Source organism: Oleiphilus sp. HI0080 (assembly GCF_001635135.1).
The window spans coordinates 1-15,766 of the sequence record NZ_LWFU01000443.1 but is presented as its reverse complement, the minus strand read 5'-3'; the positions used below and the strand labels follow the sequence as shown (position 1 = coordinate 15,766).

The window sequence follows — 15,766 nt, the reverse complement described above, 5'->3', positions numbered from 1 at the left end:
TTACGTTAAAGAAAAACAACAATGGGTTATCTCTTGCACAAATTTAGCTGACGGCGATTCTTATAAAGTGCACGCAAAACACATTATCAATGCTGCAGGCCCATGGATGCGACGCGTTATCGACAAAGGGGTACCCCAACTTAAAGCTTCGAGAGGCATTCGCCTCATCAAAGGCAGTCATCTCATCGTCCCTCGCGTTCCAAACGGTGATTCTGCCTACATCCTTCAAAACGAAGATCGGCGTATTGTGTTCGTTTTACCCTACCTTGATGATTATTCTGTTATCGGAACAACAGATAAAGAATACACGGGCCCTTTAGATGAAATTAAAATTGATGACGATGAGATAAAGTACTTAATATCGGTACATAATCAGCACTTCCTACACGAACTAAAGGTGTCAGACATAGTTGCCACCTATTCAGGAGTAAGACCGCTTTGTGACGACGAATCGAATGATCCCTCGGCGATTACTAGAGACTATACCATTGATACGCAGTCACTCGGTGCCAACGCATTTATATCGATATATGGCGGAAAGATCACTACATATAGGAAGCTCGCAAGCGCGGTATTGGAGGAGCTTCGCACATTTGAACCAACATTACCCAGAGAATGGACTAAATCAACGCCACTACCTGGCTGTGCATTTTTTGGGGAAACACGAAACGAAATCAGTAAAAGCCTTTCTGCGCGTTTCCCTTGGCTGAGCAAAGATCTAATAAGCCGCTATGCGTCTAGCTACGGTCACTTGAGCGAGCGCTTTCTTGCACAAAAAGAGTCTATGGAAGAACTGGGACAAGATTTTGGGTACGGGCTGACCGAGCAAGAAGTTAACTATCTCATTAACCACGAGTGGGCTCGAACTGCGGATGACGTGCTATTCAGAAGAACAAAGGTTGGTTATCATTTCAACAATAAACAGATAGAAAATTTAGAATCGTATATTGAAAAACGAATCAGGCCAGACGCTAGGCCCAGTTCGCTTTTAGAAAGCGCCGTATAGCTCCATATCAGGTGCGGCAAGCGTCAGCCGCGCCCGATCCTGCTCTCTTCACCATCCGCCATCTCGCTACTTCTTTGGTTTCTTGGCCATACGAGACTAAACTTCGCACCTCCCAAAGCATCACTTCTGCCAAGAAATGCTTTACCACCGTGCCAGTGCAGGATGCGCCGCACTATTGATAAGCCTAATCCATACCCGCCAGAACTTCGGGTGCGACTATCATCAAGCCGAGCAAATGCAGTGAACACTGACTCCCATTGATCTTCCGGAATACCAGGGCCATCATCTTCAACATCGACCCGACACGTATCTTGATCACAATGACAAGTAACACGTACCTTCGACTTCGCATACCGCGTTGCGTTACCAACAAGATTTTGAATAGAGCGATGAATGTAACGTGGTTCTACTTCGGTTTCATGCCACTCATCTGACTCAGCATCCATGACAGAGCTAATTTCCAGATCTGGCTTACCTACGCTTTGCTCATCTACCACTTGATAAACAATGTCGAAAAGATTGGCATGCTGAAAACTCAGTATTGGTCCACCTTGCTCAAGACGGGCATAGGTAAGAATTTCGTCTATAAGCTCATCTAGCTCTTGAATATCGCCATCAATCCCCTTGATTTGTTTCTGTCGAGACGCGTCATCGAAGCAATCTTCAATCATCTGAACACCAAAACGAATACGCGCCACAGGAGTTCGCAACTCATGCGAGACCGCATGAATCATTTCTTTCTGAACCAGCATCAAGCGCTGAATGTGATCAGCCATTGCATTGAAGGCCGTCCCTAAACGCTCCACCGACTCATTGCCGTCATTAGAAATTTTTACACGCGCATCCAATTCGCCTCTAGATATGCGAGCCGCAACGGTTTCAACACTGAGCAACTTGCGCTCATAACCTTGAACAAAGACAGCAACCAATCCATAGATACTAGCCAATAGACCGAATATCAAAAGACCTAGTACAGGCCAAGAAATCAAACTAAATGGCTCGGGAAACACGACTCTGTAGATTTCACCTGTTGGAGCTCGCAACAATGCAGACACACTTTTGTCAGAGACAACCAGATAGAACCCCTTCTCAGACAAACTATCTAAAGCACTTTGTGAGCGTAGCGCGTTCGCTTGTTCTAGAGGATACAAGGCCATACCCCAAGCATTTGCCAACTCTGCCACTACGGATTCCTGATTATCGGTAGCCTCCAACAGACCCCTGAAAACCTTCAAATACAGCTCATAAATACTACGACCGCTTTGATCAGACTCAAGCTCTAATAACAGTGTTGGTTCAAGAGATACGTAGCTGAGAAACAATCCCTCAGTACTTGTGAATACGACCTGCCCAAGGTCGAGGCGAGCATGAATCAGATTATCGATATTATCTTGATCACTGGAAACCACAGACAAAGCGTTCATATTTAAATCGGCTAAGATGAACTGGTGCTCTGACACGTAGCGAAGCACCGGATCTACAAGATGACTCCAGTAGGCTTGGTGTCGAACATGATTTGAGGTTGCGATAACTAAGAAGGAGAGGAGAACCAAGCCGGCTAGGAAGCCGGCCAGACTCATAAAGATTCGAATCGCGGGGCTATTCAAGAGATCAACCGACTAAGCTTCTTTAACGAAGAGATAACCTTTACTGCGAACCGTTTTTATACGACGCGGATGCACTGGGTCATCGCCGATTTTCGGACGAATACGTGACACTCGAACGTCAATCGATCGATCTTGGCCGTCATACTCTATGCCTCGCAACGCAGTAAAAATCTCCTCTCGGCTCAGAACATTTCCTGCATTACTAGAAAGCAACCAGAGCAAATCAAACTCTGCGCTGGTTAGATCAATACTTTCCTCATCTAACCAAGCCTCACGCATAGATGAGTCTATGGTTAGATTGTTGAATACTAAGCGCGTCGGGCCTTCACCATCCTGACCTGCTTGATTGGCGCTATCAGAAGCGTTATCTATATCTTTAATACGGCGCAACAAAGCTCTGATCCGAGCCAGTAGTACACGAGGCCGAACAGGTTTTGACATATAATCGTCAGCGCCCATCTCAAGACCCAAGACCTGATCAAGGTCATCCGTTCGCGCTGTTAGCATCAAAATCGGGCCGTTATACGTTGGACGAACCTTCCGACAGATCGACAAGCCATCTTCGCCAGGCAGCATTAAATCCAACACGACCAAGTCAGGCTTCTCATTGATAATGCGGTCAACCGCATGAGAGCCGTTTGCTTCAACAGAAACGACTAAACCATTACTTTCCAAATACTCTTTGGTGAGATCGGCCAACCTTTCGTCATCCTCTACAATAAGGATACGCCACGCTTCATTTTGATCTTCTACGTCCATCAGCTTTTCTTATTAAACTAAGTGTGAATCGGATGCTTGAGCCCTTATATTACAGCCAAACACGCGTTGTTACATTTAGTATATATGCTGTTTCAAAAATTACCCGCCGAAAAGAATAAATTCTTTGTTACCTCAGGAGATAACAGATTGGGTTTTAATCGTTATTATCACTAACAGAGACAATCTCTAGCTCAAAAACGAGCGTCAAACCTGCCAAAGGATGGTTAGCATCAACGGTTACGCCGCCCTCGTTTACTTCCACAACTTGAATTATTTGCGTCTGCTCACCCGTATTGGTTTGAAACTTCATCCCGGGTTCAAGGTCAGCGATATCAAACAGCTCCCTAGATACCACGTTAACAAATTCTGGACGATGCGGACCATAACCTAACTCCGGGGGAATCGTCGCTTCAATTCGATCTCCGGCGCTGCGGCCATCAACGGCCTTCTGCAAACCCTCGATGACATCTGAGGCGCCGATTTTTATCTTCATTGGCTCTCCACCCTGGGATGTATCCACTACCTCCCCATCGCTTCCTTTGAGCCAATAATGCACAGTATATGTTTTCATAACTACCTCTTGTCCGAGCGCTCGACTAACCAGTCTGCACTGAGAGCCCATGTATGCGCGGGAGCAGATGCACCTGCAAATACACCGGCATGTCCTCCGGGCGCAATACAGAATTCTTTATCCGTGGATGACACAATATCCAGAATCTTGTGTGCAGCTTTCACGCTAACGATATTATCGCTCTCTCCAGCAAAGGCCAAAATAGAACACGCAATCTTATTGAACTGCGCTTTAGCCTGCCCGATGCGCATCGCACCACTAGCAATTCGGTTATTAATCATCATATGGACGGCCATGTCCTTAATTGTCTCGCCAGGGTAATCGACCATGTCATCAAACCACTTACTCATGGTCAGACTCTCCTCCAGATACTCACGATCCCAGAGATTTAAGAACTTCTCATACGAATTGATCACACTACCAATCGGGTTGGTCAATTTGAAAGCGACCGAGGACACCCATCCTGGCACATGAAACATTTTCGCCGGCATATCTAAAAGCGAGACATTCAACATACTGGAAATACTTTGCGCAGGCTTGTATACCACCGAAAGAAACTTTCCTGTGAGACCACTTTGATGCATATCGACAGGACTAGCTACTGTAATTAGGTTTCGAACCCTCTGATCTCCAGAGGTAGCGAGATACATCAGAGACAACAGCCCCCCCATGCAATAGGAAAATATCGATAGCTCTTTTACACTTGCATGCCCTAGCACGGAATCCACGACATCCGGCATCCACTCCATTACATAGGACTCAAGCGAGAGATTTGAATGATCTGCCGTCACATCCCCCCAATCAACCAAGTACACATCAAATCCGCGAGCAAGAAAATAACGCACAATACTTCGATGCGGCATTAAATCGAAGATCATGGATGTGGCCGCAAGCGGAGGAACAAGCAAAACCGGTATTCGGTCCGAAGGCTCTTCAACGGTAACCGTCTGGCCTGCTATCTCAATCTCAGCATCGAGTAATGCCTGGTAATGCCTTACCGACATAATGCCATCAGCATGAATGACATCGTAAGGACTGAGGTCAGCAATCACAAAATTCTCTGAAAACAATGTCTGCTCAACTCCATGGCGTACAGACCACAGTGCTTTTTTTATCAATCCGGGTTCTTGTGACATATAAGGTTCTTTAATCAATCAGGGGCAAGGGATTGTATGTATTTGATGCAGCCGGTCAAGCTCCACTAACACATCGTTAGATAACACCACATCAATGGAAGCTATGTTTTCACTTAACTGATCAATGTTTGTCGCACCAATGATATTACTGACCACAAACATTTGCTGATTAACAAACGCCAGAGCCAATTGGGTAATAGACATTCCCTGAGAAACTGCGAGCTCTCGATAAGCCTGTGTTGCCTTTTCTGCTCTGTCGTGAGTATAACGCGTGAACCGATCAAACAAGGTTAAACGCGCACCTTCAGGGCTGCGTCCGCCCAAGTATTTTCCGGAGAGCACGCCAAATGCCAAAGGCGAATATGCTAACAGTCCAACATTCTCTCTAATCGAGCATTCGGCAAGGCCGACTTCAAAACTTCGGTTAAGCAAGTTGTAGGGATTTTGTATCGATACTGGGGGAGGCATATCTAGCTCCTGTGCAACGCTTAGCGAAGTCATTAGCCCCCAGGGGGTCTCGTTAGACAAACCCCATTGCCTTATTTTTCCGGCATCTAGATGCTCTTTCAGTGCTGACAAGGTGTCAACTAAAGGTATCGCTTCAGCGGCGTCATCGTGACTATAACTAAGCTGACCAAAGTAATTAGTTTGACGCTCAGGCCAATGAAGCTGATAAAGATCAATATAATCTGTACCGAGACGCTTTAAACTCGAATGCAACGCTTGAGAAATGTGCTTCGAGGACAATCTAGAGCCTCCGCGTATATGTCTCAACCAATCGCCGGGACCAGCTACCTTGGTAGCGAGAATTAAATCATCCCGCCGACCACGCCTTTTTAGCCAAGAACCGATGTGCGCTTCCGTTAAACCTTGAGTTTCTTTTCGGGGAGGCACCGGATACATTTCCGCCGCATCTACAAAGTTGACGCCATGCGCAAGCGCATAGTCTAACTGCTCGTGCGCTTCCGACTCCGAATTTTGCTCGCCCCAAGTCATTGACCCAAGGCAAATCTTACTAACCCGAATGTCTGACCCACCTAGAACTGAATACTTCATCCGCCCCCCCCCTTTGAGACAAAAAAAAGCCCCGGCAACGTACCGGGGCTTTTTGAATGCGCTCTGACTAGCCGCCTAAGAATTTGATCATAACACCTGCAGCAACCGCAGAGCCGATTACACCAGCTACGTTCGGCCCCATTGCATGCATCAACAAAAAGTTCTGCGGATTATTATCCAAACCAACTTTGTTCGACACCCTTGCTGCCATTGGCACAGCCGAAACGCCAGCGGAACCGATCAACGGGTTAATTTTATTGGTGCTAAATACATTCATTGCCTTGGCCATTAGGACGCCAGTACCAGTACCAACACCGAAAGCTACCATGCCGAGAATCAAGATACCTAGCGTCTGAAGATCGAGAAACTTATCAGCGCTCAACTTTGAGCCCACTGACAAGCCAAGGAAAATCGTCACAACGTTGATCAGCGCGTTCTGAGCGGTATCGGATAAACGGTCAACAACGCCACACTCTTTCATCAAGTTACCCAAGCAGAACATCCCCAACAGCGGTGCAGCATCAGGTAGAAACAGTGCAACAAGAATCAACACAGCAATAGGGAATAGAATCTTCTCCAACTGGTTAACAGGACGAAGCTGTACCATTTGGATCTTACGCTCTTCTGCCGTTGTTAGTGCGTTCATGATTGGAGGCTGAAGCACTGGAACAAGCGCCATGTACGAATACGCTGCAACCGCGATAGCACCAAGTAAGTGAGGAGACAATACGCTTGCCACGTAGATAGACGTCGGGCCATCCGCCCCACCAATTATACCGATTGCCGCCGCTTCATAGATGGAGAATTCCATAATGCCAGAAGTGGTGAGCAAAGCAGCACCAAGGACGGTACCAAAAATGCCGAACTGGGCCGCAGCGCCAAGCAGAATCGTACGCGGATTTGCAAGCAATGGACCGAAATCAGTCATCGCTCCAACACCCATAAAGATCAACAAGGGACCAACCGTACTTCCAATAATAACGCTATAGAAATTCGCCAACATACCATTAGCGTAACCCGCATTTTTCGCGACCTGATCAGCGGCAAATACTGTTGATGCGTTACCCTCAGCATAAGCTGTCTTAAACGCCTTTAAGGTTTCAGCAGTTATATCTTGCCCTACCTCGAAAGGAATTTTTAACACCTCAGCTAATGCAACCATCACTTCAGGCTTGTGGAAGTGAATCGCATTTTCCGCTGCAGTCAGCGCTAGCCCAGCTTCAGGTATGTTCGCAAGAACCCCACCAAAACCGATCGGAACTAAAAGTAATGGCTCAAAGCCCTTCTTAATTGCTAAGTACAGCAAGAAGAGACAAACCAAGATCATCGTAATTTGGCCGCCAGTGATATTGTAAACACCACTACCAGTCCAAAGATTGAGGATATTCTCCATATCAAATGAACCCTATTACAGTGTTAACAATGTATCGCCGACAGCGACAGAATCGCCAACTTTAACGCTGATAGTTCCGACTGTACCCGCCCGTGGCGCGCGCACTTCCGTCTCCATCTTCATCGCTTCAAGTATTAGCAATAAGTCACCTTCCTGAATTGCTTGACCAGGCTGAGCGACAATCTTAAAGATATTTCCAGCTAGCGGCGCAGGAACAGGCTCACCACCCCCCGCGGGAGCTGCTGCCGGAGCCGCTGCAGAAGATGAACCTCCTGCAACAGGAACAACACCCGTGATGTCTCCACCATCTTCCACTTCAACGGTGTAAGACTGGCCGTCAACATTTACGGTATAAACCCCTTTGCCACCTTTAGCTGAACCTTTCACATCATCTTCACTAGGGATTGGCTCAAATGCATCCGCATTGTCGCGATTTTCTAGGAACTTAAGGCCAATCTGAGGGAACAAAGCATAGGTAAGAACATCATCAACAACGTCATCAGAAAGTTTGAAGCCATTCTCTTTAGCTAGACCTTTCACCTCTTCAGTCAACTTGTCCATCTCTGGCTCAAGCAAATCTCCAGGTCTACAAGTAATAGCTTCCGCACCATCAAGAACACGCTCTTGAAGCTCTTTGTTATAAGGTGCTGGCGCTGACCCATATTCCCCCTTCAAGATCCCAGCCGTCTCTTTTGAAATCGACTTGTAACGCTCACCAGTCAAAACGTTAAGTACAGCCTGTGTACCCACGATTTGAGAAGTTGGCGTTACCAGAGGAATGAAGCCTAGGTCTTCACGGACACGAGGGATTTCTTCCAATACCGCATCAAATTTGTCGGCTGCGCCCTGCTCTTTCAACTGGTTTTCCATATTGGTAAGCATGCCACCAGGAACCTGCGCAATCAGAATTCGAGAATCTGTGCCACGCAAAGAGCCTTCAAACTTAGCGTACTTCTTACGAACCTGGCGGAAGTAAGCAGCGATCTCTTCAAGCAATGTGATATCAAGACCTGTATCACGATCCGTTCCCGCCAAAGCAGCGACAACACTTTCAGTCGCCGTATGACCATAGGTCATCGACATAGACGAAATCGCAGTATCAACACGATCGATGCCAGCCTCTACCGCCTTGAGGATAGTCATATCCGAAAGGCCTGAAGTTGCATGGGCATGGAGCTGCACTTCTAGATCAGTTTGCGCTTTCAAACGGCCAACTAACTCGGTAGCAGCATAGGGAGTCAATGTGCCTGCCATATCCTTGATAGCAATCGAATCTGCACCAAGATCCTCAATCTGCTTAGCAAGAGATACCCAGTTCTCCAGAGTATGAACAGGGCTTGTCGTATAAGAAAGTGTGCCTTGAGCGTGACCGCCGTTTGCCTTAACAGCCTTCAAAGCTCGCTCAAGATTTCGTGGGTCGTTCATCGCGTCAAATACACGGAAAACTTCAACACCGTTCTTAACTGCGCGCTCAACAAACTTGTCTACCACGTCGTCAGCATAGTGACGATATCCAAGCAAGTTCTGCCCTCGCAAAAGCATTTGCTGCTTTGTTTTTGGCATTACTTTTTTCAACTCTCGGATACGATCCCAAGGATCCTCACCAATGAAACGAATACAAGAATCAAACGTAGCGCCGCCCCATGACTCCAGGGACCAATAACCAACTTGATCTAGTTTTTCAGCAATTGGAAGCATGTCGTCAATGCGCATGCGTGTCGCAAGTAAAGATTGATGAGCATCTCGAAGAACTACATCGGTAATTCCGAGTTTTTTGGTTGCATCAGTCATTATGTAAAGGCCTTCTATTCAAGGTTCGTTTTATATCAGATTAACGTTTTTTATCAGCGCGGTACGTATTTACAGCTTCTTGCAAAACAGCGAGCATTTTTGCATCAACCGGTGCCGAGGCCATTGCAGGCGCAGCAGGTTTAGCGGGCTCAGGAGCTGGGGCGTACTTATTCACCATCTTCGACATCAAAGTGGTGACACCAACCAATATTGTCAAAAATACGAATACGAAGCCCATGCCCACAGCCATCAAGCTGAGAGCTTCGGTCATTAAGTCACTCATAGTGTGATAACCCTTTATATGTGCAAAGTCAGCGGGCAGACACATTCCAACCCGCCTCTTTAAAAGCTTGGCTAATTTACTCCCATTCAATTGGAGTGGCAAATTTGAATCGGCTATTCAGCCTATAAGTAAAACTGATGCTTTAAATCAAGCGGAAAAGAAAAACAAATATAACAAGCGTTACGATAGCTCAAGCGAAATGATCTGAGAACAATTCAAATGACACAATGCTTGGCGCTCGGAAACTCTTAAGGATTAAAAAATTGAAATGGCGCGGCTGGCAGGATTCGAACCTGCGACCACCTGGTTCGAAGCCAGATACTCTATCCAGCTGAGCTACAGCCGCAAAATACGATGTCGATACTGCTAAAACTTCGAGAGGAGTTTGAAGTGGCGCGGCTGGGAGGATTCGAACCTCCGACCGCCTGGTTCGTAGCCAGGTACTCTATCCAGCTGAGCTACAGCCGCGTATCTTCAAACTTTCGTGGCGGAGAGAGAGGGATTCGAACCCTCGATGGGCGTAAACCCATACACCCTTAGCAGGGGTGCGCCTTCAGCCACTCGGCCATCTCTCCAGACGCGGCGTATAATACCAAAATAATATTAAATGCCAAGCGCCAATTCTGTTTATTTCGACTTTTTTAGGCCGGCTTAGAAAAACCCAAAAAAGATTGGTCAACTAATCGTCAGATTGTTCAGATTCTGCCTTTTCTTTCTGAATTCGCTGATAAATTTCTTCGCGATGAACCGATACATCCTTAGGCGCATTCACACCGATTCGAACCTGATTCCCTTTAACGCCAAGAACAGTGACTGTTACATCATCACCCACCATAAGCGTTTCGCCGACACGCCGAGTCAATATAAGCATTCGCTTGCTCCTTCTATTCCTACCACTAATCCAATGTTGACTTGCAGGCCCTCCAATTTTACTACCCGAGTATCGTCCAGATTTCCCAAAAATAAAGGTTTAACGAAAAACTTTTAAAAGTTGAGTCAGGTTACTGCCCATTCAAGCTATTTAAGACGCCTAGACATAAGGCGCCAACTTATTACGCTTCCTCACCTAAATCGAATGCACTATGGAGCGTACGCACGGCAAGCTCCATGTATTTTTCATCAATGACGACTGAAATTTTTATTTCGGACGTTGAAATCATTTGTATATTAATTCCCTCCTGAGACAGTGCGTCGAACATAGTGCTGGCAACACCCGCATGAGAGCGCATCCCAACACCTACAATAGAGACCTTGGCAATACCATCATCCCCGACAACGCGCTTTGCTCCAAGAGCTTCGCAGACCTGCTCTAAAATAGACAAGGCCTTTTTAAAATCATTTCTATGAACTGTAAACGTAAAGTCAGTACAATTATCAACGCCAATATTCTGCACAATCATATCGACTTCGATATTTTGATCACTAACAGGCTTAAGGATTTTGCTGGCTATTCCAGGAATATCGGGAACTCCGACCAGTGTTAGCTTTGCCTCGTCACGATTAAACGCGATACCAGACACGAGAGGCTGTTCCATATTTCCCTCATCATCAGTTGTAATTAAAGTGCCCGTACCCTCTTTGAAACTCGAAAGAACACGCAACGGTACATTGTATTTACCTGCAAACTCGACGGAACGGATTTGCAGCACCTTGGATCCAAGGCTCGCCATTTCGATCATTTCTTCAAAAGTGATCTTTTCCATACGACGAGCACCCTCTACGACTCGCGGATCCGTAGTGTAGACGCCATCTACATCCGTATAAATTTGACACTCATCCGCTTTTAACGCTGCAGCCAATGCAACGGCAGTAGTGTCGGAACCACCACGACCCAATGTCGTAATGTTGCCATTGTCATCAACACCCTGAAAGCCTGCAACAACGATAACTCGCCCAGCATCCAGATCTTTGCGCATCTTGTGTTCGTCAATATCCATAATACGCGCTTTCGTATGCGTACTATCCGTCTTGATTCGAACCTGAGCACCGGTGTAAGACCTAGCTTCACAGCCTCTTTTATTTAAGGCCATACTAAGCAAGGCTATGGTAACCTGTTCGCCCGTAGACACGAGCACATCCATTTCACGAGGAGTCGGCTCTTCCATTATATCTGCCGCTAAACCGATCAAACGGTTCGTCTCTCCACTCATCGCCGAAACGACCACAACAATGTCATCGCCTTTTTCACGAAACGCTTTAACTTTATCAGCAACCGCTTCGATACGCTCAACCGAGCCTACAGAAGTACCACCGAACTTTTGAACCAACAAGGCCATTGCTAACTATTCCTATACTGCCCGAACAAGGCTATAAATCAAAAAGCGCGCGATTATACCTTACTTGCGACCCATTCTTGAACCCCAGATAATGCGGCATCTAGTTTGTCGATATTCGTGCCCCCGCCTTGCGCCATATCAGGACGACCACCACCTTTTCCATCAACCTTTGCAGCAATCTCTCGCATCAAATCTCCCGCTGGAAACCGTTTCGATATTGACTTGGAAACACCACTTATCAGAGTCACCTTGTCATCCTCAACCGAGGCCAACATCACGACCGCCTCACCAAGCTCATTCTTTAACTTATCAACAGCATCCATTAATCCTTTTCGGTCCATACCGTCGACTTTCTTGGCTAATACCTTGACACCGCTTATCTCGATAGCTGATCCGGCGATCTCACTTCCAGCATCAGCTGCGAGCTTGGACTTTAATTTTTCCAATTCTTTCTCTAGCAGCTTAACTTTATCGAGCTGCTGTTGCGCCTTATCCAAAACATCCTCTTTGGAACATTTCAGCTGAGAAGCGATTGCAGAAACACTCTCAAGATTTGACCTCACATACTCTTCAGCACCAAGCCCTGTAACCGCCTCTATTCTGCGAACGCCCGACGAGATTCCTCCCTCCGAGAGGATAATAAATTGACCGATGTCTCCTGTCCTTTGAACATGGGTTCCTCCGCACAATTCAACAGAAAACGACTTTTGACCCATCGATAGCACACGAACCTCATCTCCGTATTTCTCACCGAACAACGCCATAGCCCCCATGTCTCTCGCACTTTCCATGTCTGTCAACGTCGTAAGGACAGGCGTATTCATTCGGATCTCATGGTTCACAATCCGTTCTAATTCAGTAATTTGATCCTTGGAAACTGCTTCATAATGGGCAAAATCAAAGCGCAATCGTTCATCGTTTACCAAAGATCCCTTTTGAACAACATGCTCTCCCAAGACCTTCCGTAAAGCCGCATGTAAGAGGTGCGTTGCCGAATGATTGAGGGCTGTCGCATCGCGAACAGCTTTGTCTACAATGCACGACACCGAATCTCCTTGATCGAAAGAACCTGCGACAACGCGACCAATGTGCAGAAACTGCTTACCCTGCTTTTGCGTATCTTCTACGCGAAACTGAGAATCACCACATGTAATTAGGCCTGTGTCGCCAGCCTGCCCACCTGACTCAGCATAAAATGGCGTAACATCAAGCACTAACGCACCTTGCTGACCCACGCTAAGTGACTCAGACTGCCCTTCAATTAAGGTCACGATGACTTTGCTTTCACCCTGCAACTGCTCATAGCCAACAAACTCAGTCTCACCCTCAATCACAGCGCTATCGTTGTAGTCTACTCCAAACTTACTAGCAGATCGTGCTCGTGCTCGCTGAGCCTCCATAGACTTCTCAAAACCATCATAATCGAGCGTCAAACCACGTTCCCGGGCAATATCATTGGTCAAATCTACGGGAAAACCAAACGTGTCATAAAGGGTAAACACCGTGTTGCCAGAAATCACCGATCCAACAAGTTCCGCCATATCTTGCTCCAACAAACGCATACCTTTATCTAACGTTTTAGCAAACTGCTGCTCTTCCTGAAGCAGTATCTTCTCTATTTGAACTTGGCCGCTCTTCAGCTCAGGGTAAGCATCGCCCATAATCCGAACCAAGCTAGCCACTAACTTATGAAAAAAAGAACCCTGCGCACCCAGCTTGTTTCCATGACGGATCGCCCGGCGAATGATCCGGCGAAGCGTATAGCCTCTACTCTCGTTCGAAGGCATAACACCATCCGCTATTAGGAAAGCACTTGAACGGATATGGTCAGCAATAACACGGAGGGATTTTTCCTCCTTCGAGACACCGCCTAGCAACTTAGAGACATCACCCAAGAGATCATCGAACAAATCAATCTCGTAGTTACTATGAACATTCTGCATAACCGCGGCAATGCGCTCCAAGCCCATTCCGGTATCTACGGAAGGTTTAGGCAGTGGGTGCATGACACCATCAGCAGTTCGATTGAACTGCATAAAAACAAGATTCCAGATTTCTATGTATCGATCACCATCATCATTCGGGCCACCAGGAGGGTCTCCAACAACATCAGCACCGTGATCATAGAAAATTTCAGTACAAGGACCGCACGGCCCTGTATCACCCATAGACCAAAAATTATCTTTTTCTCCTAAGCGTGAAAACCGACTCTGATCAATTCCGATATGCTTAAACCAAATATCTTCGGCTTCTTTGTCATCTTTATATACCGTCACCCAAAGCTTTTCCGCAGGGATTGAAAGCTCTTCGGTCAAAAACTTCCATGCAAACTCAATTGCCTCAGCCTTGAAGTAGTCACCAAAACTAAAGTTGCCCAACATCTCAAAAAAGGTATGGTGTCTCGCCGTATAACCGACATTCTCGAGATCATTATGCTTACCACCGGCTCGTACGCACTTCTGAGAAGTCGTCGCTCTGTTATACGCCCTTTGCTCTACCCCCAAAAAAGTGTCTTTGAACTGATTCATACCAGCATTGGTAAACAATAAGGTGGGATCGTCCGCCGGAACAAGCGAACTACTTGCTACTTTTTGGTGCCCATTTTGAGCAAAAAAATCAAGAAATTTTTCACGGATAACAGCAGTCTTCATCGTATCGACTCACAACTATTTGTATTTTTTAGGATGTAATGATTACAGAAATCAAAGAGCTGACAACTCTATCATAATTTACTTTTTCGGAAATCCTAAACCACTGAATATCAGCGAGAAAACGTAGTTGAAAGGTAATATTTTCTAAACTTGAGGTCTCAATTACGATAAGATGCGCGGATAGAAATCGTAGGGTGAATCATGCGCGAATTTAAGGAAAAAAACCTTGAGCTCTCCAAGGCGAGCTTAACTCGGCGACTGGCCGCGATGTTTTATGACTCCTTGCTCAACATTGCACTATTGATGGTAATGACCGGCATTTATATGATGATCTCGAAGAGGGTTGTCGGGACCGAGGCCTACAAACAAATGAACGAGTCAGGATCAACCATTGGCGACCCATTGCTGTCAGTCGTACTGCTATCTACTCTGGTTTTATTCTATGGCTATTTTTGGACTCGGACCGGACAAACCCTTGGCATGCAAGTCTGGCATATTAGAGTTCAAACCAAAGATGGCCAACCAATCACTTGGCGCCAAGCTTTTACCCGTGTCCTCAGCGCAGTTATCTCGGCCTCGGTTTTTGGGCTGGGCTACTTATGGGTACTGGTCGACAAGAATGGGCGATCACTTCAGTGTATTCTCTCGAACACTGAAATTGTGCGAATACCAAAAAGAACGAAAACAGACGCTACTTAAGCTTCCGCACACCTGCAACGGAAAGCACAACACCAAAAACGTATGCGGCAACCACCTTCCAGTCCATAGCACCAAATGCCTGACCTAGCTGACCACTAACCGAGTTACTCGTGTTGTAACCCCACGCAATCAAAAGTGTACCCGCCAAAAGCAAGGCCATACCAACCAATCTTTGAGTCGCCAAATCCGTTCTCCTATGCAAACTCTGAGTTAAGACAATGAAACAACATCTGTCTATAAAAAACGCGTACTACGCTCACCTCAACCAGACATAAAGCACAATAAATTCAAGACAGGATAGCAGAAAAGCTGGAATCAAGTCTTGTCCGGCTAAAGGCTGTTTCGTAACAGCAAGGCGGCTGGGCGATAGCACTTGGCTATGAGAACAGCACGCTCCAGACATAAAAAAACCCCAGCAGGATGTCTGCTGGGGTTTCTGATTAAAGCCTGACGATGACCTACTCTCACATGGGACCTCCCACACTACCATCGGCGATGAACCGTTTCACTTCTGAGTTCGGGATGGGATCAGGTGGTT

14 protein-coding genes, 3 tRNA genes and 1 rRNA gene are annotated in these 15,766 nt (G+C 46.5%); 2 read left to right on the top strand and 16 right to left on the bottom strand.

The window, feature by feature from the left end; genetic code table 11:
- Positions 1-1,006: glycerol-3-phosphate dehydrogenase (gene glpD / locus A3751_RS08750; RefSeq protein ID WP_082863133.1), on the top strand; the 1,006-nt coding region annotated here is incomplete at its 5' end.
- Between the two features lie 23 nt (positions 1,007-1,029).
- On the opposite strand, the gene A3751_RS08745 is transcribed toward glpD, so the two are convergent.
- The 14 genes from A3751_RS08745 to alaS all read right to left on the bottom strand — a co-directional run bounded on the left by A3751_RS08745 (position 1,030) and on the right by alaS (position 14,529).
- On the bottom strand, positions 1,030-2,586 hold the full coding sequence (locus A3751_RS08745) for an ATP-binding protein (protein ID WP_068454511.1): 1,557 nt from the start codon (positions 2,584-2,586) through the stop codon (positions 1,030-1,032).
- Positions 2,587-2,625: 39 nt separating this feature from the next.
- Positions 2,626-3,372: a response regulator gene (locus A3751_RS08740; protein ID WP_068454508.1), complete on the bottom strand. Its 747-nt coding sequence runs from the start codon at positions 3,370-3,372 to the stop codon at positions 2,626-2,628.
- Between the two features lie 154 nt (positions 3,373-3,526).
- Positions 3,527-3,943, bottom strand: coding sequence for a peptidylprolyl isomerase (locus tag A3751_RS08735; protein ID WP_068454505.1), 417 nt, complete (start codon positions 3,941-3,943; stop codon positions 3,527-3,529).
- Between the two features lie 2 nt (positions 3,944-3,945).
- Positions 3,946-5,079, bottom strand: a complete 1,134-nt coding sequence (locus A3751_RS08730; protein ID WP_068454502.1) for an alpha/beta fold hydrolase — start codon at positions 5,077-5,079, stop codon at positions 3,946-3,948.
- Between the two features lie 18 nt (positions 5,080-5,097).
- Positions 5,098-6,135 (bottom strand): NADP(H)-dependent aldo-keto reductase, encoded by a 1,038-nt coding sequence (locus tag A3751_RS08725; RefSeq protein ID WP_068454499.1) that lies wholly within the window; start codon positions 6,133-6,135, stop codon positions 5,098-5,100.
- Positions 6,136-6,202: 67 nt separating this feature from the next.
- Positions 6,203-7,528 (bottom strand): sodium ion-translocating decarboxylase subunit beta, encoded by a 1,326-nt coding sequence (locus A3751_RS08720; protein ID WP_068454496.1) that lies wholly within the window; start codon positions 7,526-7,528, stop codon positions 6,203-6,205.
- Between the two features lie 15 nt (positions 7,529-7,543).
- Positions 7,544-9,319 carry a sodium-extruding oxaloacetate decarboxylase subunit alpha gene (gene oadA / locus A3751_RS08715; protein ID WP_068454493.1) on the bottom strand — a complete coding sequence of 592 codons (1,776 nt, stop codon included), beginning with the start codon at positions 9,317-9,319 and terminating at the stop codon, positions 7,544-7,546.
- A gap of 40 nt (positions 9,320-9,359) precedes the next feature.
- Positions 9,360-9,590: an OadG family protein gene (locus A3751_RS08710; protein ID WP_231871832.1), complete on the bottom strand. Its 231-nt coding sequence runs from the start codon at positions 9,588-9,590 to the stop codon at positions 9,360-9,362.
- 281 nt (positions 9,591-9,871) lie between these two features.
- Positions 9,872-9,948 (bottom strand) — tRNA-Arg (locus tag A3751_RS08705).
- A 45-nt stretch (positions 9,949-9,993) separates the two neighbouring features.
- Positions 9,994-10,070, bottom strand: a tRNA-Arg gene (locus tag A3751_RS08700).
- A 17-nt stretch (positions 10,071-10,087) separates the two neighbouring features.
- Positions 10,088-10,177, bottom strand: a tRNA-Ser gene (locus A3751_RS08695).
- A gap of 104 nt (positions 10,178-10,281) precedes the next feature.
- Positions 10,282-10,473 (bottom strand): carbon storage regulator CsrA, encoded by a 192-nt coding sequence (gene csrA, locus A3751_RS08690; RefSeq protein ID WP_068454490.1) that lies wholly within the window; start codon positions 10,471-10,473, stop codon positions 10,282-10,284.
- Positions 10,474-10,654: 181 nt separating this feature from the next.
- Positions 10,655-11,878, bottom strand: a complete 1,224-nt coding sequence (locus A3751_RS08685; protein ID WP_068454487.1) for an aspartate kinase — start codon at positions 11,876-11,878, stop codon at positions 10,655-10,657.
- 53 nt (positions 11,879-11,931) lie between these two features.
- Positions 11,932-14,529, bottom strand: coding sequence for an alanine--tRNA ligase (alaS, locus tag A3751_RS08680; RefSeq protein WP_068454484.1), 2,598 nt, complete (start codon positions 14,527-14,529; stop codon positions 11,932-11,934).
- Positions 14,530-14,730: 201 nt separating this feature from the next.
- Here alaS and A3751_RS08675 point away from each other — a divergent pair, with 201 nt between their 5' ends.
- A complete protein-coding gene (locus A3751_RS08675; RefSeq protein WP_068454481.1) occupies positions 14,731-15,228 on the top strand; it encodes an RDD family protein in 498 nt (165 codons plus the stop codon).
- Here the strand turns inward: A3751_RS08675 and A3751_RS21785 are convergent.
- Both A3751_RS21785 and rrf read right to left on the bottom strand, forming a co-directional pair.
- Entirely contained in the window at positions 15,221-15,412 is a 192-nt protein-coding gene (locus A3751_RS21785; protein ID WP_156492343.1) for a DUF3185 family protein, read from the bottom strand. The two genes, A3751_RS08675 and A3751_RS21785, sit on opposite strands and share 8 nt — an antisense overlap.
- A 261-nt stretch (positions 15,413-15,673) precedes the next feature.
- Positions 15,674-15,766 (bottom strand): 5S ribosomal RNA (rrf, locus tag A3751_RS08670); the annotation flags it as partial.

Coding starts and splice junctions, on each gene's coding strand:
- csrA (WP_068454490.1), bottom strand. CDS start 10,473: ATGCTTATATTGACTCGGCGTGTCGGCGAAACGCTTATGGTGGGTGAT.
- A3751_RS08745 (WP_068454511.1), bottom strand. CDS start 2,586: ATGAGTCTGGCCGGCTTCCTAGCCGGCTTGGTTCTCCTCTCCTTCTTA.
- A3751_RS08740 (WP_068454508.1), bottom strand. CDS start 3,372: ATGGACGTAGAAGATCAAAATGAAGCGTGGCGTATCCTTATTGTAGAG.
- A3751_RS08730 (WP_068454502.1), bottom strand. CDS start 5,079: ATGTCACAAGAACCCGGATTGATAAAAAAAGCACTGTGGTCTGTACGC.
- A3751_RS08685 (WP_068454487.1), bottom strand. CDS start 11,878: ATGGCCTTGTTGGTTCAAAAGTTCGGTGGTACTTCTGTAGGCTCGGTT.
- alaS (WP_068454484.1), bottom strand. CDS start 14,529: ATGAAGACTGCTGTTATCCGTGAAAAATTTCTTGATTTTTTTGCTCAA.
- A3751_RS08735 (WP_068454505.1), bottom strand. CDS start 3,943: ATGAAAACATATACTGTGCATTATTGGCTCAAAGGAAGCGATGGGGAG.
- oadA (WP_068454493.1), bottom strand. CDS start 9,319: ATGACTGATGCAACCAAAAAACTCGGAATTACCGATGTAGTTCTTCGA.
- A3751_RS08725 (WP_068454499.1), bottom strand. CDS start 6,135: ATGAAGTATTCAGTTCTAGGTGGGTCAGACATTCGGGTTAGTAAGATT.
- A3751_RS08675 (WP_068454481.1), top strand. CDS start 14,731: ATGCGCGAATTTAAGGAAAAAAACCTTGAGCTCTCCAAGGCGAGCTTA.
- A3751_RS08720 (WP_068454496.1), bottom strand. CDS start 7,528: ATGGAGAATATCCTCAATCTTTGGACTGGTAGTGGTGTTTACAATATC.
- A3751_RS08710 (WP_231871832.1), bottom strand. CDS start 9,590: ATGACCGAAGCTCTCAGCTTGATGGCTGTGGGCATGGGCTTCGTATTC.